20 protein-coding genes are annotated in these 19,476 nt (G+C 51.8%); 10 read left to right on the top strand and 10 right to left on the bottom strand.

Annotation, left to right across the window (positions count from 1 at the left end; translation table 11 throughout):
• Window positions 1–64 precede the first annotated feature (64 nt).
• The 3 genes from rpe (at window position 65) to C5O23_RS10185 (ending at window position 2,633) form a co-directional block, all read left to right on the top strand.
• Window positions 65–718: a ribulose-phosphate 3-epimerase gene (rpe, locus tag C5O23_RS10175; protein ID WP_107032856.1), complete on the top strand. Its 654-nt coding sequence runs from the start codon at window positions 65–67 to the stop codon at window positions 716–718.
• Entirely contained in the window at window positions 715–1,947 is a 1,233-nt protein-coding gene (locus C5O23_RS10180; protein WP_107032837.1) for an S-adenosylmethionine:tRNA ribosyltransferase-isomerase, read from the top strand. The genes rpe and C5O23_RS10180 overlap by 4 nt, the downstream gene beginning before the upstream one ends.
• A 287-nt stretch (window positions 1,948–2,234) precedes the next feature.
• Window positions 2,235–2,633 (top strand): FKBP-type peptidyl-prolyl cis-trans isomerase, encoded by a 399-nt coding sequence (locus tag C5O23_RS10185; RefSeq protein WP_107032838.1) that lies wholly within the window; start codon window positions 2,235–2,237, stop codon window positions 2,631–2,633.
• An 80-nt stretch (window positions 2,634–2,713) separates the two neighbouring features.
• On the opposite strand, the gene C5O23_RS10190 is transcribed toward C5O23_RS10185, so the two are convergent.
• The 8 genes from C5O23_RS10190 to C5O23_RS10225 all read right to left on the bottom strand — a co-directional run bounded on the left by C5O23_RS10190 (window position 2,714) and on the right by C5O23_RS10225 (window position 11,096).
• A complete protein-coding gene (locus C5O23_RS10190) occupies window positions 2,714–3,694 on the bottom strand; it encodes a hypothetical protein (protein ID WP_107032839.1) in 981 nt (326 codons plus the stop codon).
• A gap of 207 nt (window positions 3,695–3,901) precedes the next feature.
• Window positions 3,902–4,480 carry a hypothetical protein gene (locus tag C5O23_RS14185; RefSeq protein ID WP_133166546.1) on the bottom strand — a complete coding sequence of 193 codons (579 nt, stop codon included), beginning with the start codon at window positions 4,478–4,480 and terminating at the stop codon, window positions 3,902–3,904.
• Between the two features lie 210 nt (window positions 4,481–4,690).
• Window positions 4,691–5,077, bottom strand: coding sequence for a hypothetical protein (locus C5O23_RS14190; protein ID WP_133166547.1), 387 nt, complete (start codon window positions 5,075–5,077; stop codon window positions 4,691–4,693).
• Between the two features lie 385 nt (window positions 5,078–5,462).
• Window positions 5,463–7,109: a tetratricopeptide repeat protein gene (locus C5O23_RS10205; RefSeq protein ID WP_107032842.1), complete on the bottom strand. Its 1,647-nt coding sequence runs from the start codon at window positions 7,107–7,109 to the stop codon at window positions 5,463–5,465.
• Between the two features lie 61 nt (window positions 7,110–7,170).
• Window positions 7,171–8,211 (bottom strand): MBL fold metallo-hydrolase, encoded by a 1,041-nt coding sequence (locus C5O23_RS10210; protein WP_107032843.1) that lies wholly within the window; start codon window positions 8,209–8,211, stop codon window positions 7,171–7,173.
• Window positions 8,212–8,265: 54 nt separating this feature from the next.
• Window positions 8,266–9,006 (bottom strand): SAM-dependent methyltransferase, encoded by a 741-nt coding sequence (locus C5O23_RS10215; RefSeq protein ID WP_107032844.1) that lies wholly within the window; start codon window positions 9,004–9,006, stop codon window positions 8,266–8,268.
• Window positions 9,003–10,478: a Fe-S cluster assembly protein SufB gene (gene sufB, locus C5O23_RS10220; RefSeq protein ID WP_369699876.1), complete on the bottom strand. Its 1,476-nt coding sequence runs from the start codon at window positions 10,476–10,478 to the stop codon at window positions 9,003–9,005. Before sufB ends, C5O23_RS10215 begins: the two co-directional genes overlap by 4 nt.
• Window positions 10,479–10,526: 48 nt before the next feature.
• Window positions 10,527–11,096 (bottom strand): CvpA family protein, encoded by a 570-nt coding sequence (locus C5O23_RS10225; protein WP_107032846.1) that lies wholly within the window; start codon window positions 11,094–11,096, stop codon window positions 10,527–10,529.
• 341 nt (window positions 11,097–11,437) lie between these two features.
• Here C5O23_RS10225 and C5O23_RS10230 point away from each other — a divergent pair, with 341 nt between their 5' ends.
• The 7 genes from C5O23_RS10230 to C5O23_RS14325 all read left to right on the top strand — a co-directional run bounded on the left by C5O23_RS10230 (window position 11,438) and on the right by C5O23_RS14325 (window position 18,339).
• Window positions 11,438–12,655, top strand: a complete 1,218-nt coding sequence (locus C5O23_RS10230; RefSeq protein WP_107032847.1) for an OmpA family protein — start codon at window positions 11,438–11,440, stop codon at window positions 12,653–12,655.
• Between the two features lie 376 nt (window positions 12,656–13,031).
• Window positions 13,032–14,129 (top strand): acyltransferase family protein, encoded by a 1,098-nt coding sequence (locus C5O23_RS10235; RefSeq protein WP_107032848.1) that lies wholly within the window; start codon window positions 13,032–13,034, stop codon window positions 14,127–14,129.
• A gap of 155 nt (window positions 14,130–14,284) precedes the next feature.
• Window positions 14,285–15,301 carry a tRNA (adenosine(37)-N6)-threonylcarbamoyltransferase complex transferase subunit TsaD gene (gene tsaD, locus C5O23_RS10240; protein ID WP_107032849.1) on the top strand — a complete coding sequence of 339 codons (1,017 nt, stop codon included), beginning with the start codon at window positions 14,285–14,287 and terminating at the stop codon, window positions 15,299–15,301.
• A gap of 26 nt (window positions 15,302–15,327) precedes the next feature.
• A complete protein-coding gene (locus C5O23_RS10245) occupies window positions 15,328–16,587 on the top strand; it encodes a CinA family nicotinamide mononucleotide deamidase-related protein (protein WP_107032850.1) in 1,260 nt (419 codons plus the stop codon).
• Window positions 16,588–16,599: 12 nt separating this feature from the next.
• Window positions 16,600–16,986, top strand: a complete 387-nt coding sequence (locus C5O23_RS10250; RefSeq protein WP_262497267.1) for a thioredoxin family protein — start codon at window positions 16,600–16,602, stop codon at window positions 16,984–16,986.
• Window positions 16,987–17,052: 66 nt separating this feature from the next.
• Window positions 17,053–18,096, top strand: a complete 1,044-nt coding sequence (locus C5O23_RS10255; RefSeq protein WP_107032852.1) for a vitamin K epoxide reductase family protein — start codon at window positions 17,053–17,055, stop codon at window positions 18,094–18,096.
• 87 nt (window positions 18,097–18,183) lie between these two features.
• Window positions 18,184–18,339 (top strand): hypothetical protein, encoded by a 156-nt coding sequence (locus tag C5O23_RS14325; protein WP_161553591.1) that lies wholly within the window; start codon window positions 18,184–18,186, stop codon window positions 18,337–18,339.
• Window positions 18,340–18,370: 31 nt separating this feature from the next.
• Here C5O23_RS14325 and C5O23_RS10260 read toward each other — a convergent pair whose 3' ends face one another.
• Window positions 18,371–18,958, bottom strand: a complete 588-nt coding sequence (locus tag C5O23_RS10260) for a hypothetical protein (RefSeq protein ID WP_133166548.1) — start codon at window positions 18,956–18,958, stop codon at window positions 18,371–18,373.
• A gap of 34 nt (window positions 18,959–18,992) precedes the next feature.
• A partial coding sequence (locus tag C5O23_RS14330; RefSeq protein WP_161553592.1) for a hypothetical protein occupies window positions 18,993–19,476 on the bottom strand: 484 nt, incomplete at its 5' end.

Consider the following 19,476-nt stretch of genomic DNA (forward strand, 5'->3'; position numbering starts at 1 on the left):
TACTTTTGTGGTGTCGTCCGTCAGCAGCGGGCGGCACCGCATTATTTTTTATTATATCACAGTCATGATTCAAGTCGCCCCCTCGTTGCTCGCAGCTGATTTCGCCCGTCTGGGCGAGGAAGTAAGCATGGTCAACAAAAGCCGTGCGTCACTCATTCACATTGATGTGATGGACGGGATGTTTGTTCCCAACATCACCATCGGTTTCCCGGTGATCAAATCCATCAGCCGTATTGCCGAAAAGCCTCTGGATGTCCATATGATGGTCTGCGATCCGGGCCGTTATGTAGATCAGGTCCGTGAGGCCGGAGCGGAGATAATGAATGTCCACTGGGAGGCATGTACCCATCTCGACAGCGTAATCCGCTCAATCCGCTCGGCCGGAATGAAAGCGGCCGTGACGCTCAATCCGGCCACTCCGGTGATGCTGCTGCGCGACGTGATCCGCGATCTCGACATGGTGCTTCTCATGAGCGTCAACCCCGGCTTCGGCGGTCAGAACTTCATCCCCAACACAGTCCGCAAAGTCCGTGAGCTGCGCTCGCTTATAGCCGAAAGCGGTTCGGAAGCCGTGATCGAGATTGACGGAGGAGTGAATCTTGAAACCGCGCCCGCGCTTATCGAAGCCGGTGCCGACATTCTTGTGGCCGGAAGCTATGTGTTCAGGGCTTCCGATCCGTTCAAAGCCATTTCAGACCTTATTGACCTCAGCGAATGAATATCCGCGATATCCGAATAGAGAATTTCGACTATCCTCTGCCTGACGAACGCATTGCCAGGCATCCTCTCGCTCAGCGCGACCGCTGCCTGTTGCTCTTCAAAGACAGCGACGGAGCTCTCAGCACCCGCAGTTTCCACGAACTGCCCGGTCTGCTCCCGGCAGGCTCGATGCTTGTCTACAACAACACCCGTGTCATCAACGCGCGCCTGCGTTTCCGCAAGGGCGAGGCTGCCGACGGAGCTCTGATCGAGATCTTCTGTCTCGAACCTGTAGAGCCGGCTGACTATGCCTGTAATTTCGCCTCTGTTTCGGGCTGCTCATGGACCTGCTTCGTAGGCAACTCCAAGCGCTGGAAAAGCGGCGAACTGCTGATGCCGCTGAGCATCGACGGCCATGATTTCACTCTGCGCGCCACCCGTGTGAGCCGTGAGGGCAACACTTCGGTGGTCCGTTTCGACTGGGATGACCGGGAGATTACCTTCAGCCGCATAATCTCGGCAGTGGGCGAGATCCCTATTCCGCCCTATCTCAACCGTGGAACGGAGGAGAGTGATTCCACGGACTATCAGACCGTATTCTCTCATATCGACGGATCAGTGGCCGCTCCGACCGCCGGACTGCACTTCACGCCTGAGGTGCTTGAGGCGATAGACGCCGTGGGGATAGCGAGGCGCGAACTGACGCTCCATGTGGGCGCCGGAACTTTCCAGCCGGTGAAGTCAGATACCATCGGCGAGCACGACATGCACAGCGAGTTCATAGCCGTGGACCGCAGTCTGATCGGCGAACTCGCCGCGATTGAGCGCCGGATCATAGCCGTAGGCACCACTTCGGTTCGCACTCTGGAGAGTCTCTACCATCTCGGCTGCCGTCTGGCTGCCGGACTGCCGGCCGATGTGCTGCCGCAGTGGTATCCCTATGACCCCTCGCATCCTGATCTTCCGGTTGCCGAAGCCATGAGGGCGATTCTCTCGCATCTTGACACTACGGGTGAGAATACGTTTGTGGCTTCGACCCGTCTGATGATAGCTCCTGGCTATCGCTATCGGGTGGTGAAGGGGATGGTCACGAATTTCCATCAGCCGAAGTCTACGCTTCTGCTGCTTGTATCGGCTTTTCTGGCTTCTGATCCGGCCAATCCGGACTGGCGCGCAATCTATGACTACGCTTTGGCTGACAGCCGTTACCGCTTTCTGTCATACGGCGACGCCTGCCTCTTTCTTTAGGCGGGTGGTTTTGCATTGAGTGTGTGGGAGTTAGAGGATTTTGATGTGCGGGTGTCAGAGGGTTTTGTTCTTGGTTCTTTCCGGGAGTGTTCTTTCCTTTTGCATTGACGGCAAGGCATCTTGGGAGTGGAGGAGTATGCAGGCGGTGGAGTGAAAAAGCTGCATTGCTGTCAACACTATGCAAAGATAAGGCCTGAAACCCGCCGAAAAGGTGCGATAATGCGGAGAGATCCACAATTTATGCGTAACTTTGCCGTCCTGACATTCAAAACAACGCAATAACCGCTATGGCAAAGCAGGAATATATCGACAAAAACAAAGAATGGCTTCGAGCCAAGGCCCAGGAGCCCGGAGTGAAACCGCTTGACAAGGGTATTTTCTATAAGGTGATCTCAAAAGGCCGCCCTGATGCTCCGAAGCCCAACCGCAACAGTGTGGTTGTGGTCCACTACACCGGCACCACCATCAACGGCAAGAAATTTGACAGCTCGCGTGGCGGCACGGCTCCGGCCATGCGTCTGCGGGATCTCATCCAGGGCTGGATCATAGCCCTGCAGCAGATGCGGGTAGGCGACCGCTGGGAGATATATCTACCTGCCGAAATGGGCTATGGCCGCTTCTCACAGCCCGGCATTCCCGGCGGATCGACCCTCATTTTTGACATTGAGCTTCTCGGTGTAGGCTGACAGAAAATCAATTAAGAGGATGTTTCATTAATGTTATGAAACACCCTCTTATATTGACGCCTCATGTCGGAATTGCGTGGTTAGAATGTGCGTTTGGAAATATCTTTCAGTATGTCGCGGTCTGAGAGATAGGCGCCGTTGGCATCGGAGTTGCCGATGGTTTTGGAAATGCGCCAATAGGCGATGGCGAGGCGGGCCTTGTTTTCCGTAATGGCATTTTGGATCAGATCGTATTCATCCGGCGAAAATACCGCACGCAGTGTTTGGGGACGGAATACTTCGAAAGATTTGCCTGAAAGAAAGTCGGAGGTGATTTGATCGCCTGCCTTATAGCTGTCGGCCAACAGTTTGGTCAGTCTGGCTTCCTGTGCGGGAGTGACGATGACTGCCTTTTTCAGCAGTTCGATGAACAGTGATATGGTTTCTTCCGCCTGACGGTTGCAGACAGCATTGAAGCGATAGTCGTGTTTAAGAAAGTCGATGGCCGCGCGGTCGCTGTTGAATCCGTAGAGTCCGCTACCGGGGCTGAAAAACGCATTGCCGAAGTGTTCGAGATATAGGCTTGTGAAATTTGCAACCGAGCCGAATTCGCTGACAATGAAGTCTGAAAGACTGTCAAATGTCCGGTCTGTACTCATGTAGCGGGTCTGTCCGCCGTCACGGTAGCCGATATAACGGATGTCCCGTGGTATGAATTCAAAGCGTATGTCGGGGCATGGATTGAAAATGAACACACTGTCGACCGTGTTGAGAATTTCAGTCTGAGAGTCAGACAGCGGTAGGCTCTTACTCATTTTTGACAGCTTGAACCGGCCTTTTTCCGAATAATCGTTGAGCCAGTAGAGTTCAGTGCCATTCTTCTGATCGGTCGTCAAGAAAAAACAATTCCTGTCATCTCCTGATCCGAAAGCTTTGCCGATGGCCGATTCAAAGCAGATGGGAGAATAATCCACCACGGGAATAATCTTTGCCGATGCGCGTATTTTCGCCACACTGACATCCTGCGACATGGCCCAAAGACTGCTCAGGGCCACTACACAGATGGAGAGAACTGATTTCATAATATAACTTATTTGAGTTGTGAGCAATGCAAATATAGGAATTAGTAGGCGGATTTGCAATAGTTTGTTGAAATTGATCAGAAAAGAGCGCAGCATTAGTTCATATCCGATTTTGAAAGTATGAGAAATTGACATATGCAATATTAGCTTATTCGGAGTCTAAGGATTATAAACAAATGCTGCACTCTTGAATTTTATGTTCTAAGTTTATTGTTTGGGAGTGATTATTCTCGGATCATAGACATTTTTGAAATAAACATAATGATCACCAGGATCTACAGGATCATAATATTTAAATTGTGATTTATAGGTATTGACTTCTATCAATACAACGGCGTGTGTAACATTGAAAACGCCATCCGGTTTAATTCGACAGCATGCTATTCGGTTGTTATACTTGATTTGTGATATTAAATCGTTCTGGCCAAGAGGGAGAGTTGCATTAAACCAATGGTTTAGACCATTATGCCAGTCTTCAGTGTTTAAGCTTATGCCTAAGATTGAGCCAGACTCACTCCTAATAATTTTGTCATCGAAGTAGTTGATAATGTCTTCACGGAAAATTTTCATTCCTAACTTTGAACCACAGTATTGGATCGCTCCGATCACGCATTCTCCATTCCCAACAGTAGAGATTTCTGAACGGGAATCAGAAAGAGATCTAATAGGGGCGTCTTCAAGAGGCATTTGCCATTGTGGTTCGTCCAACTCGTTTTGGCAACTTGTCACGCTTAATGAAAAAATGGTAAAAATGGTAAGCGTTTTTAATAAAGATGTAATTTTCATAAGTAACTCTGAAAAATTAATTTATACTATATGCGGGATTTATTCAGAGGCAGAATCGAGGACTGAAGAGGGAGTTTATAGACATAAACGACCGATGAAGAACTTGATTCTGACCGGAATAAAACCGCAGAGAGTATAAAAGATCATCCATAGGAGATACTAATGTACATTATATCGTTTAATTTTGAAGAGTTACTTAAGACGATGAATTTAATTGATAAAAAATAGAGTCCCTTCAAATATTTGGTTCTGGTCAGTCTGACATATGATTGTGTATTCTCCTAAAAGGCTGGGGATTTCGGTTTCCGGATTTGTACGCGATATAGTGCCGATCCATACAGGTCCGGTTTCATCGTTCAACGAAACGTCCATATAAGTAGCATCATCCGGAAATGACAGGCTTATATGACCTATGGAATATTGACATACCAAATAGATCTTGGCGGGAGATTTCGGGCGATGTCCTGGGTCTCGTTTGGTTTTTAGATAGGTTGTACTGAGATCGGCTGCATTTTCGCTTCGGCTATCGGCGAAGATATTACCAGAACAAGAAATACAGATGAGAAAAATTGCAATGTAGGTTGTTAATGTTTTCATAAATTTTTATTTGAACTCGATGCAAAGATACGGAATAGGCATCGAATAAATATAAAATGCGGTTAGGCTGAGCGATGATATAAATTATTGATATACAAACAAATAAAATCGCGTCTAAATTAATTATTAGGCGCGATATAAAATTGTATGGCTTAAAAGTATTTAAAGGACTATTTTTTAGGGGGCAGCTGCAAAAACAGGTTGAAATGTTAAAAACTATCCGAGTGTGAAATTTTTTTGACCACTCCGGATGGGTTGTCTCCGTATTATCGCACTTTTTAGGGGAGCGGGAGTCGTATCTTTGCAGAAGTCCTTTCCGATATGGATCTTAATAACCGCTTTTCTTACATAGATCCTTTTTTAGCAGCCGGAGGCATTCGGACGCTCATTTTATTTTGGTTGACAATGAGATGATGGTGAGATATTCAGCTTTATGTGAACTGTTGAGATTTTTGAGTTTTGCTTTCAGGCGCTTGCGGCGGTCGTAGATCGCTGTGATTTTGGGCTCACCGAGGAATAGAGCAATTGCGGTATTGGAAAATCCTAATATTGTATATAGTATTAAACGGTAGTCAGATTCATTGATAGTAGGAATGTCTTCTTTGATTCTGACCATTATATTGTTGTGGTGTTTATTTACGTATAATTCTAACTCATTAAGCTTTTCGGCATTTTGGGAATATTGAAAAATGATAAAATTTATTTCGTCGGATATTCGTTTCTTAGCAACTGATGAGGGACTTTCGTATAGTATTTTGCAAAGACTATCGAGAATTTCAAAACGGTCTGCGAGAAGAGTTTGTATAGTTTCCTGTGATTTACTGTCGTTGATGGCTATAATTTCGCGAAGATTCTGGGCTATTGCGATGTTATCTTCAATAAGTTTGTATTTGTTCCTGCGGTATCGGTAAAAAATAAATATGGCTATGGAGAGCGCAATAAAGGAACATGTCAGAATGAAAATGATAGTAAGATGTGAAAACCTTAGGTTCGCCATCTGGATTTTCCGTTGAGCATCATAGTATTCTTTTGTAGATCCTAAAAGATTCTGTGACATGACGGACCGAAGGATGCTGTCAGTATGCATTGCTATCCCCTGTAATACAGACAGGGCCGCCTGGGTGGAATCAAGAGCCATACATACATTATAATATAGCCATGAATTTGAACTACCTCTGCCAATTGATTGTCGGTTCAACAAAGTCAGAGCAGAATCAGGGAATTCAGATTTGAGATAGGCAAAACCTAAAAGGGCTGAGTCTGATTGATTTAATTGATTTGAGCTTCTGAGGGCTTTAAAGGATCTAATAGCGGCCAAATAGTCCTGATTGCGCAGATGGATTGTGCCAATTGTTCTTAAAGCTATGTGTTTAAGGTGATTGTCACTATATTTTGTCGCCGAGTCTGTTAGCTGGGTTGCCAATTGTGTTGCTTTGGGATATTCTTTAGCATCTGCATAGGTCTTTGCCAGGTCGAGGATCGCATAGTTGATATGTGGCTGGCGGTGGGCGAGGCGGAAGTTTTCGAGTTCGATTTCGGAGAATTCGATTTCCTCGGCAGTATGATAGTTTTCGTGATAGATGTCGGCGATCATGCGGGCCGACATGGCTATCCAGAATTTGTTGTCAAGCCGGACTGCGAGATCATAAGCCTTGAAAAGCGCCGTGAGGCTTCGGGCATAGGCCTTGCGGTTGAAATTCAGTTCTCCGAAATAGTGGAGGGCAAGCATGAGATGATGGCTGTCATCGGTCGACTCGAAATAGCTGACGGCGGTTGAGATCAGCGAATCGTTTGTCTCGGTTATGTAGTTTTTGGATCGGGCCTGAGTGAGCAGGAGGGCGTGGAGCGCACGGGCTTGGCTACCGCGGAGCTCTTCGCGCGGAATATCTTCGAGGATGGAGAGTGCAGAATCAGGATATTGGTCCATGATGCCCTCGGCCTCCTGAATGGTATGGGTGTGAGGTGAAGAGCAGCTGTGAGACAGCAGCGAAAGCAGCATGAGCAGTATGAAGTGGAAAAGATGTCTGTGCATGTGGAAGAGAGTGGCGGGCTATGTGTCTGTAGAGTGGAGCTGCGTCTCTGTGCCGGTTGGGTCAGACGCCGAGGGTGTAGAGAGGCGAGGGATCGAAGCGGGGGAGTGCCACGAGGTGGACGCGGGGTTCGTCAGTGGGGATGGCTGTGTCCTTGAGGTCGATCATGCCGTTGCCGATACGGGGCACTCCGATGCCGGCGAGAGCCGACGATACGGCGCGCAGGGCGCGGTCGGGGCTGTTGTTGTCGTTGGAAAGGTGGCAGAGGAAGATGTTGCGTAGCTGCGGGGTGTAGATGCTTGCGAGAAACTCGGCGGCCACGCGGTTGTCGAGATGGCCGTTGGAGGCCTCGATGCGGGCTTTGAGATATTCGGGGTAGCGGCCTTCGCGGAGCATCCGCAGGTCATAGTTGGCCTCGATCATGATGTAGTTGGCCAGGCGCATGTAGTGGTCCACACGCTCGCTGATGCAGCCGAGGTCGGTGGCGACGGCGAAGCGGCAGTCGCCGTTGGTGATGAAGAAGCCGGCATTGTCGGCGCCGTCGTGCATCACCTCGAAGGGGGTCACCTCGAAGTTGCCTATGCGGAATGGGAATTCCTTGTAGACGGGCGAGTGATAGTCTTTGATGCGGCGCGAGACGTTGTGGCGGCGGAGTATGCCGTTGAGGGTCTTTGGAGTGCAGTAGACGCGCAGGTGGCGGTAGCGCCTGAGCAGCGGGTAGACGTCGCGTATGTGGTCGCCGTGGTCATGGGTGAGGCATATTCCGGCCACACGGTCCATCGAGATGCCGTTGAGGCGCAGGCCTTCGACCACCTTGGCCACTTCCACTCCGGCGTCGATGAGGAAGCCTCCGCTGCGGTCGCCTATGTAGGAGCAGTTGCCTGAGCTTCCGCTGCCGAAGCTCATGAAGAAGATGCGGTCAGAGGCTTGGAACTCAGGGAGTTCGTCGATCGCCGGCTGTTCGCGGCGGTATTTGCGCGCGATTTCGTCCATCTTCTTGTCGGGTATGATGCTGAAATCGCTCTCGGAGCCTTCGTTGAAGTCGTCAAGAGAGTCGAAAAGTCCCGGCATAGGGAGTCTGGAGGGTTTGCGCGGATTTGCCATGAGCAGCGTGTGGGGTGGATTTTATGCTTGTTTTCTTTTTTTGGGGGGGATGGTTCAGGTGTAGAGGAGGAAGATGGAGGGAATTTTGTCGAAGTCATACTTACGGCGCGCCCAGGCTGAGAGCGGAAGGGTGACTATCGACTGGCGCGGGCCGGTGATGTCAGAGGCCACGCAGAGTCTCATGGACGGAGGTAGCGATGAGGCAAGCTCGGCGATGAGGCGGTTGTTGCGGTAGGGGGTCTCGATGAAAATCTGGGTCTCGCCCTCCTGGCGGATGCGTCGCTCCATGTCGCGCAGGCGCAGGCTGCGGGCTTTTGACTCGTAGGGGAGATAGCCGCGGAAGGCGAAGGTCTGGCCGTTGAATCCTGAGCCCATGAGCGAGAGCAGTATGCTTGACGGGCCTACGAGGGGCACAACTTCGAGCCCTTCGGCCTGGGCTATGCCCACAAGGTCGGCTCCGGGGTCGGCCACGGCCGGACAGCCGGCTTCGGAGATGACGCCCACAGGCTCTCCGGCGCGGAGAGGGGCAAGCATGGCGCTGACTTCGGTCGGAGCCGTGTGTTCGTCAAGCACGGTAAACGAGAGCGAGTCGATGTCGATCGAGCGGTCGCAGCGTTTCAGGAAACGGCGCACGGTGCGGACGTTCTCGACCACGAAGTGTCTGATGGCTCGGATCACCGCGAGATTTCTTTCGGGAATCACGTCGCTGACCGACGCATCGCTCATGGTCGACGGAATCAGATAGAGGGCCGGGCGCAGCGGCGAGGCTGCGGCTTTGCTTTCTTCGCTTGTCATCCTACTGATCCTTCAAGGGTTATCTGGAGCAGATTCTGGGCCTCGACGGCAAACTCCATCGGGAGCTTGTTCATGACCTCCTTGGCATAGCCGTTGACAATCAGGGCTATGGCTTCTTCGGTGGGAATGCCGCGCTGGTTGCAGTAGAAGAGCTGGTCTTCGGAGATCTTGGATGTTGTGGCCTCGTGTTCCACTATGGCGCTGTCATTCAGGATGTCGATGTAGGGGAAGGTGTGGGCACCGCAGTTGCTGCCCATCAGCAGGGAGTCACACTGGGTGTAGTTGCGGCAGCCTGAGGCATCGGGAGCCACCTTGACAAGCCCGCGGTAGGAATTCTGCGAATGTCCGGCCGAGATGCCCTTCGAGACGATGGTCGATGTGGAGTTCTTGCCGATGTGGATCATCTTGGTGCCGGTGTCGGCCTGCTGATAGTTTTTGGTGACGGCCACAGAGTAGAACTCGCCGCGCGAGTAGTCTCCTTTGAGCACACAGGAGGGATATTTCCATGTGATTGCCGAGCCGGTCTCCACCTGGGTCCAGGAGAGCTTTGAGTGGTCACCGCGGCAGAGTCCGCGTTTGGTGACGAAGTTGTAGATGCCTCCGCGGCCCTGGGCGTCACCGGCATACCAGTTCTGCACGGTTGAATATTTCACCTCCGCGCGGTCTTCCACAATGATCTCCACAATTGCCGCATGAAGCTGGTTTTCATCGCGCATGGGAGCTGTGCAGCCTTCGAGGTAGCTGACATAGGCATCGTCGTCGGCTACTATGAGAGTGCGCTCGAACTGGCCTGTGCCTGAGGCGTTGATGCGGAAGTAGGTTGAAAGCTCCATCGGGCAGCGCACTCCCTTGGGGATGTAGACAAACGAGCCGTCGGAGAAGACTGCCGAGTTGAGGGCGGCGAAGAAGTTGTCGCGGTAGCTGACCACTGAGCCGAGATATTTCTTGACCAGATCAGGATAGTCGCGGACGGCTTCCGAGATCGAGCAGAAGATTATGCCCTTCTCGGCAAGCTTCTCGCGGTGGGTGGTCTTGACGCTGACGGAGTCCATCACGGCGTCGACGGCCATGCCCGCAAGGGCTTTCTGTTCCTGCAGGGGTATGCCGAGGCGGTTGAATGTGTCGAGAAGCTGCGGGTCGACTTCATCGAGGCTTTCGGGGCCTTTGGCCTTGGAGCGCGGCTCGGCGTAGTAGCTGATGGCCTGGTAGTCGATCGGCGGAATGTCGAGATGGGCCCAGGTAGGCATTTCGAGTGTCTGCCAGTAGCGGAAGGCTTTCAGACGGAATTCGAGGAGCCACTCAGGCTCGCCCTTTTTTGCTGAGATGAGGCGCACCACATCTTCGCTGAGACCCACGGGTATGATCTCGGTGTCGATGTCGGAGGTGAAACCGTATTTATATTCGTCGGATGTCGCGCGGTTGAGCAGCGCGTCGCTGTCCGGCTTCTGGTTCAGTTTGTCTTTGTTGTCCATATTTTCCATGACTCGGAGGGTATTGATCAGAGGCTTTTCAGCGGCCTCTTATATGGTTGTTTCGGTTGGTTGGGGAGCCTTGTCGATGCTATTGATGTGGCAGCCGTCGTCGCCCGTGACAAAGGGCGACAGCGCACCGAGCACCCAGGGGGCGAAGCGGGCCGTGAGAAGCACCACCCGGCCCCCGCACAGATGAGATTTCTCTGACAGACGGGCTGAGGGAAACACGGCTATGTAGAGGTTGAGGAGCAGGCTGACGAGCAGAAAGTATTTTGCCACGGCAAAGGCCGCGCCGGTAATGCGGTCGAGCGGACCGAGCAGAACGGCATGGCTCACCATACGCATTACTTTGGCTATCAGGATTACTCCGTAATAGGCCACCAGATAGACCAGAGCGTTGGCTATGATCGAGACGGTGGCACGGCTGACGGCTGATGCCTGCCAGTCGGGATTGCTGCCTGAGAGCATTTCGGCAACCGGCTGGCCGAGGGTGCGGCAGGCTATGATGGCGACCACGATGGCCGCCAGAGATCCTAACTGCTTGATGATTCCCTTGCGGAAGCCATACCAGGCCGAGCCGATGAATATCAGCAGCAATATGATATCGAGAACTGTCATGAGAGGGTGTGGTTGTTGGTACTTATATATTTGGATGCAAATTTAACAATTTATTTGCAAAGAGTGTTGAAATGCAGACAGGAAAACGGTGTCGGCACCCAGCTACCACCCGGCCCTCGGCGGTTTCCCGCAACCCGAAATGTTAAAAACGATTCGAAAAAGAAGGGGAGATGAACAAATAAAAATGGACTAATGTTATAAAATCAAAATCGGCAAACCGAACACTACAAACCCCCAGGGCAAGCGTGTCCGGGATGAATATTCATAGTGATCTTACTAAAAGACTATTTAAAAAAGAGAGTTTACTAAAAAATCGTGTTTCATTTTAATTTTGTGAGAGAATGAAAAAGAATTTATTAATCGTGGCAGCTTTAGGCGGCATGTTCTGGAGCGCCAGTGAGGCTAATGCACAGGAGACAATCACCGGTGTGGTGGTAGAAGAAACTCCAGTATTGGTTCAGGACGTAGAGTGCAAGGACATCTACACTCCCGGCTCATGGAAAGACAACTGGTTTATCCAGCTCGGCGCCGGTATCCGCTCGCCATTTGTGGAAAATGTCCGCTCTGACGGCAAAAGCGACGACCGCCATATTACCGCCATATATAACCTCGGTGTAGGCCGCTGGATCTCACCATACTTAGGCTTCCGCTTCTCTGCCTATTACGGCTCGATGCACTGGAATAAAGGCGTGACCGCTTCTGCCCGTGTAGCCAACCTCAACGTTGACTTCATGTGGGATATGTTCAATTCCATCGGCGGTTACCGTCCCAAACGAGTGTTCTCGATCGTGCCTTACATCGGACTCGGCGGATCTTACGTCTACCACTTCCATCCTGTGGTTGGCAACATCCAGGACCGCAAGGGCAACGGCATCAAGTCAAACCAGTGGCTTCTCCCCGTGTCGGCAGGTCTGCAGCTCCGCTTCCGTCTCAGCGAATATGTTGACTTCTTCGCAGAAGGCCGCGCGATGTTCTACGGCGACAACTTCAATAACGAAGCCTACGGACGCCCCATCGACATCGATCTCTCAGCAGTTGGCGGTTTCACCTTCCACCTCACAGGCTCGAAGTTCAAACGCTACAATCCCTGTGACTACGTTGACTACATCAACAACGCCAACGCCCAGATCAACGACCTTCGCGGTGCTCTCGCCACCACTTCTGCAGCCCTTGCAGCAGCCCAGGCCCAGCTTCCCTGCCCCGATGTCACTGTCGTAGAACCTGCACCTGCCGTGACACTCCTCCCCACCGTGCGCTTCAAAATCAACTCAGCCTACGTATCTTCAGAGGAAATGGTCAACGTCTACAACGTAGCCGAATACCTCAAGGCCAACCCCAACACCTCTATCGTGGTCCGCGGCTATGCTGACGAAGACACCGGCACATCTGAATACAACATGAAGCTTTCAGAACGCCGCGCCCAGGCTGTAGCTGACATCCTCGTAGGTGACTACGGTATTGACTCTTCTCGCCTCGTGCTTGAAGCCGCCGGCAGCAACACCCAGGTTTACGACACCAACGACTGGAACCGTATCGTGATCTTCGCCGTTCCCGAATAACGGACCATAACCTTTCAGCTGCCACTGCACATAGGAAAGATATTCCTCTCCCGCCTCGACTTTAGAAAACCGAGTTTTCTTTCAAAACAATAATTGACGTTTGCGACCCGCCTGGCCCTCCGCCGAGCGGGCCGCTTACATTTGCTGCGGGTTCTTTGACCGCTCAGGCGTGATCCGGACAGCGATGCCTCGTAGGGGCTATGTTTTCGAGTCATTTAGGAAAGTTACGATTCCATCCGTAACATGTTTTCATATCGGAAGTTTGACTGATGAAGTTCGGGATGTGGTGACAGGATGATGTATAAACATTGCAAATTTGAATTAAACATGTTATTTTTGTGTCTTATCACAGAATATAATATACGAATTTGAAATCATGAATAACTCTCCTGATAGAGCGTTGACCGAAAAAGGTGAAGGCTTGACGGGCTGTGGCGCCGGAAGTGGGCGCATTCAGTTTGTCGATACGGCAAAAGGCATCTGCATTTTATTGGTGGTCATGTATCATGCGGGACTGGTGGACAATGATACTCCTTGTTTAAGTATGCTGAGAATGCCGTTTTATTTTACATTGTCAGGTCTGTTCTTTAAAGATTATGGCGGATTCAGAACCATTCTGAAGAAAGTCAATAAGCTGTTGGTGCCGTTTGCTTTTTTCTACACTCTCAGTTATCTGTCATTCGCCGCAATCAGGGTTATGGCAGGACATGAGGTGGAGATTCCGTTTTTCGCATTCGTCACATCGAAAGAAATGGTCAATGTGGCATTGTGGTTCCTGTTGGCTCTGTTCTGGACCAACGTCTGTTTCTTTATGATATATAAGGCAAGCGCAAACCGTTATATGGCGGTATTGCTGAGCCTTGCAGTGGGGATCGGCGGTATGATCTGTTTTGATCATTATGCTGTCAGACTTCCGTTGTTCATTGATTCCGGCATTGCCGCTGTGCCATTCTATTGTCTGGGATATATGCTGAAATCGACAGACATATTGTATCCGAACCGTTATGACAGATATGCCCTTCCGGCGGCTGCGGTGCTGGTAGCGGCAGCGGTTTTGTGTTTTTTCCTCGGTGACAGGCCCTATGTCAGTTTCAGGACATTATACATAGGGGAAAATTTCCTGCTTTACTATGTAGGGGCGATATCGGTGGTGATAGCTTTTATGCTGCTCTGTAAAACGGCCGGGGCTGTGGCGGGACTCAGGTATGTAGGGCGTTATTCCCTGATCGTGCTGGGCGTACATGTTGCGGTAATGTCGGTTGCCTCACGCGGACTGGAGTTTTTCGGGATGAGCCCGGATGATGCATATCACAGTCTCGCTGTATTTCTTCTGACTGCGATGCTCAGTATCGCCCTGATTCCGGTACTGAAAAGACTGTTTCCGAGGTTTACGGCTCAGAGAGACCTGATAACAGACAACATGCTTCGGAGACTCGGATCCGGCAGGTCGGAGACACGGAGTGTGGAGGGCTGACAGATGTGGCTCTGCTGCGCTGTGACGGCGCTTTGGGATGAAGTTGGCAATCTTGGGCTGATTGATGTGGTCAAACCCAAGATATTTTGCTAATTTTGCAGGGTAAACGGGGAGCCGGGGCGTGAGAGCCGGCCGGTTCCGGAATCAATCAGAATATGAGTGTTATCATTTTAGGTATAGAGTCGTCGTGCGATGATACGTCGGCGGCTGTCATCCGCGACGGGGTGCTGCTGAGCAATGTGATTGCCTCGCAGCAGGTCCATGCCGAGTTCGGAGGTGTGGTGCCGGAACTGGCGTCGCGCGCGCATCAGCAGAATATCGTGCCGGTGGTCGACACGGCGCTCAAACGAGCCGGTGTGGCCAGGGAAGAGCTCAGCGCCATCGGTTTTACACGCGGTCCGGGCCTGCTCGGCTCGCTGCTGGTGGGTACGAGTTTTGCCAAGGGCATGTCGCTCGGCCTGCGCATCCCTATCGTCGATGTCAATCATCTTCATGGCCATGTGCTGTCACATTTCATCCGCCGTAATGAGGATGACCGTGTGCCTGAATATCCTTTCATCTGCCTGCTGGTGTCAGGCGGTAACAGCCAGATAATACTTGTCAGGAACTATAATGACATGGAGATCCTCGGCCAGACCATCGATGATGCCGCCGGCGAGGCTTTCGACAAGTGTGCCAAGGTGATGGGGCTGCCTTATCCGGGCGGTCCGCATATCGACCGCCTGGCCGCCGAGGGCGATCCGAAGCGTTTCCGCTTTGCCAAGCCCCACATTCCGGGTCTGGACTATAGTTTCAGCGGGCTGAAAACGTCGTTTCTCTATACTCTCAGAGACGAGATCAGGAAGAACCCCGATTTCATAGAGCAGAACAAGGCCGATCTTGCGGCTTCGCTGCAGCGTACAATCATCGAGATACTTATGGACAAGCTTGACAAGGCTGTCAGACAGACCGGCGTCACTACGGTGGCTATCGGCGGCGGTGTGTCGGCCAACTCCGGTGTGCGCGATGCCGTGGCTGACTACTGCAGCCGCCGCGGCCTGACTGCGTTTATCCCTGAGAGGGTGTTTACAACCGACAATGCCGCTATGGTGGCTATAGCTGCCTATTACAAATATCTCGACCGGCAGTTCTGCCGCTACGATGAGGTGCCTTATGCCCGCGTGAAGGTCTGAGGTTAGGTCTAATTTCTATAAAGCAAATGAAAGTATCAGTAATAGTGATAGGCGACGAGATTCTGCTCGGCCAGGTCACAGACACGAATTCAGGTGACATTGCCCGCCATATGGCCCCCTACGGATGGGAGGTGGGCGATGTGCAGGCTGTGGGCGATGAAGCTGACGAGATCCGTCTGGCCATCGACCGTGCGTTTGAACTGAGCGATGTGGTGCTTACCACCGGTGGCCTCGGCCCGACCAAGGATGACATTACCAAAGGGGTGATGCGGGACTATTTCGGAGGTGAGTTGCGCGAGGACCCGGCTGTGCTTGACAATGTGAAGGACGTGGTGAGCCGCCGAGGGTTTAGGATCAATAACCTGACGGCTGCGCAGGCCATAGTGCCGACTTCGTGCAGGGTTATCCAGAACCGTGTGGGCACGGCGCCGATAATGTGGTTTGAGAAGGGCGGGAAGGTGCTTGTGGCTATGCCCGGAGTGCCATTCGAGACCCGCGAGATGTTTACCTCTGAGGTGTTTCCGCAACTGCGCGGGAAGTTCAAGACTGATGTCGACATAGAACATGCCGTGCTGATGGTCACGGACTATACCGAGAGCGCTTTGGCCGAGAAGATTGCTCCCTGGGAAGAGGCTCTGCCTGAGTATCTTCACCTTGCCTATCTGCCTAAGCCCGGTCTGATACGCCTGCGCATCGACGGTGCCCATCGCGATCGTGATTTCATAGCGTCGGAGGTGAAGCGTGCGGCCGGCGAGCTTGCCGCCATGCTCGGTGATGCGGTGATCGCGACCGAAGATCTGACTCCGGCTCAGATTCTGCTGCAGCGCTGCCGGGAACTGGGGCTGACTTTGGCTACTGCCGAGAGCTGCACAGGCGGAAACATCGCGCATGAGCTCACACTGATCCCAGGCTCGTCAGATGTGTTTGCCGGTTCGGTGGTGAGCTATAGCAACGATGTGAAGATGGGGCTGCTCGGCGTGGAACGGGAGACTCTTGAAGCCAACGGAGCTGTGAGTCTGCCGGTGGTCCGCGAGATGGCCGAGGGTGCGCTGAGGGCTGTCGGTGCTCATGTGGCTGTGGCCACGAGCGGTATAGCCGGCCCAGGAGGGGGTAGCGAGGAGAAGCCCGTGGGCACTGTGTGTATGGCTGCCGCGGTCACTGCTCCTGACGGCATGACGGTCTGCGAGGCCGAGACCCATCACTTCCCCGGCAACCGCCAGAGGGTGATAGAAGCATCGACCACACGTGTGCTCATAAAGGCCATAAAACTGCTGCGCGCTATGTAGGGGCTGCGAACCATCGGCTTTTCAAAGACGTTTTACAGACAGACGGCCTCCGCCCGGAGATCCGTCTGTCTGCATTTTTATCAACCTTTAAAATTATCGAATATTATGACTTACGATCAGGAAATCCGCAGCTCGAAAGTGGTATTGATGGAGTTTTACGCATCATGGTGTCCTCACTGCCAGAGGATGATGCCTGTTGTGGCCCAGGTCAAGGAACTGCTTGACGGAAGGGCCAATGTGTGTCAGCTTGACATTGACAATAACAAGGAAGCGGCTGAAGCGGCTGATGTCAGGTCGATACCCTCGTTTCTGATCTATGTTGACGGCAAGGAGGCCTGGCGCCATACCGGTGAGATTGACGGCGAGGTTCTGCTGAGCAAAATTGAATCGTTTCTTTAGGCCGGACTGACTAATTTTTTTCGACTGTCAAATTGAGTTGCTTAACGAGAATAGAACTGCATTACTATGGCTGCTACCGCTACACTGATGAGCGATTTTCTGAAAGAATTGGGCGTGAGACACACGGCCGCTTATACTGACCGGCGTTTCAGCGAGATGCCTTTCAAGTCGCTTTTCGGGCTGTCGAAACTGCTCCAGGAGTATGGCGTTGACAATGAAGCGCTGCGCCTTGCCGAGAAGAGCGAGATCGGTAAGCTGCCGGTGCCGTTTCTTGCCGGAACAGACGGCGGTTTTGTGATTGTCACATCTGTCGGTGCTGACCGCATAGGCTATCTGACCCAGGGCGTGGCCGAGGCCATGCCACCGGATGAATTCAAGAAAGCCTGGAGCGGAGTGGTGCTGCTGGCCTATCCCGATGAGAAGTCGGTTGAGCCGGGCTATGCCGCACACGCGCGTGACCTGTTCATCGGTGAGGCTAAGAAGTGGGTGCTGGCCGCAGGCGCTGTTTTGCTGTTTCTCTATCTGTTTGTGTCGAACCGGATTTATGCCGCATGGTCTACGGTTGGGCTGACGCTGATTGATCTTGCCGGACTGTGGCTGACTTACATGCTTGTGCAGAAGTCGCTGAAGATCAAGAGCCGTGCGGCTGACCGCGTCTGCGGGGTGTTGCAGGAAGGGGGCTGCGACAGTGTGCTTGAAACCAAGGCTTCGAAGTTTTTCGGGATCTTCGGCTGGAGCGAGGTGGGCTTTTCATATTTTTCGGTGAGCCTGCTCACGCTGCTGATCTTTCCGCAGTGGATCTGCTATCTGGCTCTCTGCAATGCCTGCTGCCTGCCGTTTACGTTCTGGAGCATATGGTATCAGAAGTTCCGGGCCAAGGCGTGGTGTACGCTCTGCGTGAGTGTTCAGGCCTCGTTGTGGCTGCTGTTTTTCTGCTACCTTGGCGGCGGATGGTTCAGGGGCGTCTTTCCGCTCAGGATCGAATTTTTTGTGCTCGGCCTGACTTATCTGACCGTTCTGTTGGGACTCAACCGCATACTACCGCTGATTGGCCGGCAGGAGAATGCCGGCAGCGCCAGCGGCGGGGCCGACCAGGCGGATAGGGTCTGACTCCGGAACCCGAAAATGGTTCTGACATAAGAAGTTGAGATGTGATTAAGCCCATAAAATGTCATATGTTATAAAATAACATGCACTATGAAAAAGATACAGCGTCCGCAACTGACCAATGCCGTCAGGCTCTCCGCCCGCGAGATGAACAGCCTGCACTTCTCGCCGAAACACACCGTCCTCACCCCCGCCTTGCTCGAAAAAATGGCGGGAGGGAGGACGGATGCTGATAAGGGGGCATAGAGTTTTGCGTAATAGCTAAACTATAATGACATTATCTGTAAATTGTGTCATCTGATTCGACCAGATGCGTTCCGGTATAAAAAAGAAACATTGTGCCGGCGCCGTTTGCTGTGTCATAGCAGATAACGAAATCACCTGAGACTTTATAGCGATAGATCCTTGACGATTCCTCGTCATAAAATCTGACATTATCTTTCGAAAAACTGAGATGGTAACCTCCGCCTGACCAAGTTTTGCTCATGAGGATTTCTTGGGTAAGGTTGCCGGTTTTTTTAGCATATTCAGCTACCGGGACATTCAGTATCTGGCTTCTTCCGAGCAGAACGTCGTCGACGGTTGCCGAGATGTAGAATGGCAATTTTGACCAGTCGGCATTTTCGAATGTAGAGGTATTTCCGATGGTCAGAGAGAGCACGCCGAAATCATCAGAAGTGGCCGATTTGGTCTCGGAGCATATTAACGAACCTGAGGAGTCGGTTATTTCGACTTTTACACTGACTGTCTCGTCGGCTCTCGGCTGTCCGGTTGCAGCATCAAGGAGCGAGACCTGATAGCCTATCTGGGCGTTGAGAGTCAAAGTTGCAAATAATACAAATAGAGTAAGAACAATTCGAATCATATTTGATTGTGATTCATGTGAGGGTTGAAATGGATCATTTGTAGTCCGTTCCATCTGCTTCGGCTAAACAAGATCCTGTGTAAAAGAGATGTTTGGAATCTTTAGTCCCAGATCCATAGCAAACAATCAGATTTCCGAAAATGACATATTTATAGGTGGCGGAATATCCACCATCGTAAGGATTAGAATGAACTAATGTTGCGGTTTCGTCTGTAAAGCGAAACGAATAAGAACCTTCTCCTTCGGAATAGCTACCGGTCCAGACTTTGCTTTTAAGGATGCTTTTATCAAGATCTGCAACTTTCTTGGCATATTCGGCTACCGGCACATTCAGAATCTGGCTTCTTCCGAGCAGAACGTCGTCGACGGTTGCCGAGATGTAGAATGGCAATTTTGACCAGTCGGCATTTTCGAATGTAGAGGTATTTCCGATGGTCAGAGAGAGCACGCCGAAATCATCAGAAGTGGCCGATTTGGTCTCGGAGCATATTAACGAACCTGAGGAGTCGGTTATTTCG

This window comes from Duncaniella muris (assembly GCF_003024805.1).
GTDB lineage: Bacteria > Bacteroidota > Bacteroidia > Bacteroidales > Muribaculaceae > Duncaniella > Duncaniella muris.

Excerpts from the sequence above, each read along its gene's own strand:
- rpe (WP_107032856.1), top strand. The coding sequence starts at position 65 with ATGATTCAAGTCGCCCCCTCGTTGCTCGCAGCTGATTTCGCCCGTCTG.
- C5O23_RS10210 (WP_107032843.1), bottom strand. The coding sequence starts at position 8,211 with ATGGCAAATCCGCGCAAACCCTCCAGACTCCCTATGCCGGGACTTTTC.
- tsaD (WP_107032849.1), top strand. The coding sequence starts at position 14,285 with ATGAGTGTTATCATTTTAGGTATAGAGTCGTCGTGCGATGATACGTCG.
- C5O23_RS10205 (WP_107032842.1), bottom strand. The coding sequence starts at position 7,109 with ATGCACAGACATCTTTTCCACTTCATACTGCTCATGCTGCTTTCGCTG.
- C5O23_RS14325 (WP_161553591.1), top strand. The coding sequence starts at position 18,184 with ATGAAAAAGATACAGCGTCCGCAACTGACCAATGCCGTCAGGCTCTCC.
- C5O23_RS10235 (WP_107032848.1), top strand. The coding sequence starts at position 13,032 with ATGAATAACTCTCCTGATAGAGCGTTGACCGAAAAAGGTGAAGGCTTG.
- C5O23_RS10255 (WP_107032852.1), top strand. The coding sequence starts at position 17,053 with ATGGCTGCTACCGCTACACTGATGAGCGATTTTCTGAAAGAATTGGGC.
- C5O23_RS10245 (WP_107032850.1), top strand. The coding sequence starts at position 15,328 with ATGAAAGTATCAGTAATAGTGATAGGCGACGAGATTCTGCTCGGCCAG.
- C5O23_RS10230 (WP_107032847.1), top strand. The coding sequence starts at position 11,438 with ATGAAAAAGAATTTATTAATCGTGGCAGCTTTAGGCGGCATGTTCTGG.
- C5O23_RS10185 (WP_107032838.1), top strand. The coding sequence starts at position 2,235 with ATGGCAAAGCAGGAATATATCGACAAAAACAAAGAATGGCTTCGAGCC.
- C5O23_RS10215 (WP_107032844.1), bottom strand. The coding sequence starts at position 9,006 with ATGACAAGCGAAGAAAGCAAAGCCGCAGCCTCGCCGCTGCGCCCGGCC.
- C5O23_RS10225 (WP_107032846.1), bottom strand. The coding sequence starts at position 11,096 with ATGACAGTTCTCGATATCATATTGCTGCTGATATTCATCGGCTCGGCC.
- sufB (WP_369699876.1), bottom strand. The coding sequence starts at position 10,478 with ATGGACAACAAAGACAAACTGAACCAGAAGCCGGACAGCGACGCGCTG.
- C5O23_RS14190 (WP_133166547.1), bottom strand. The coding sequence starts at position 5,077 with ATGAAAACATTAACAACCTACATTGCAATTTTTCTCATCTGTATTTCT.
- C5O23_RS10180 (WP_107032837.1), top strand. The coding sequence starts at position 715 with ATGAATATCCGCGATATCCGAATAGAGAATTTCGACTATCCTCTGCCT.
- C5O23_RS14185 (WP_133166546.1), bottom strand. The coding sequence starts at position 4,480 with ATGAAAATTACATCTTTATTAAAAACGCTTACCATTTTTACCATTTTT.
- C5O23_RS10260 (WP_133166548.1), bottom strand. The coding sequence starts at position 18,958 with ATGATTCGAATTGTTCTTACTCTATTTGTATTATTTGCAACTTTGACT.
- C5O23_RS10190 (WP_107032839.1), bottom strand. The coding sequence starts at position 3,694 with ATGAAATCAGTTCTCTCCATCTGTGTAGTGGCCCTGAGCAGTCTTTGG.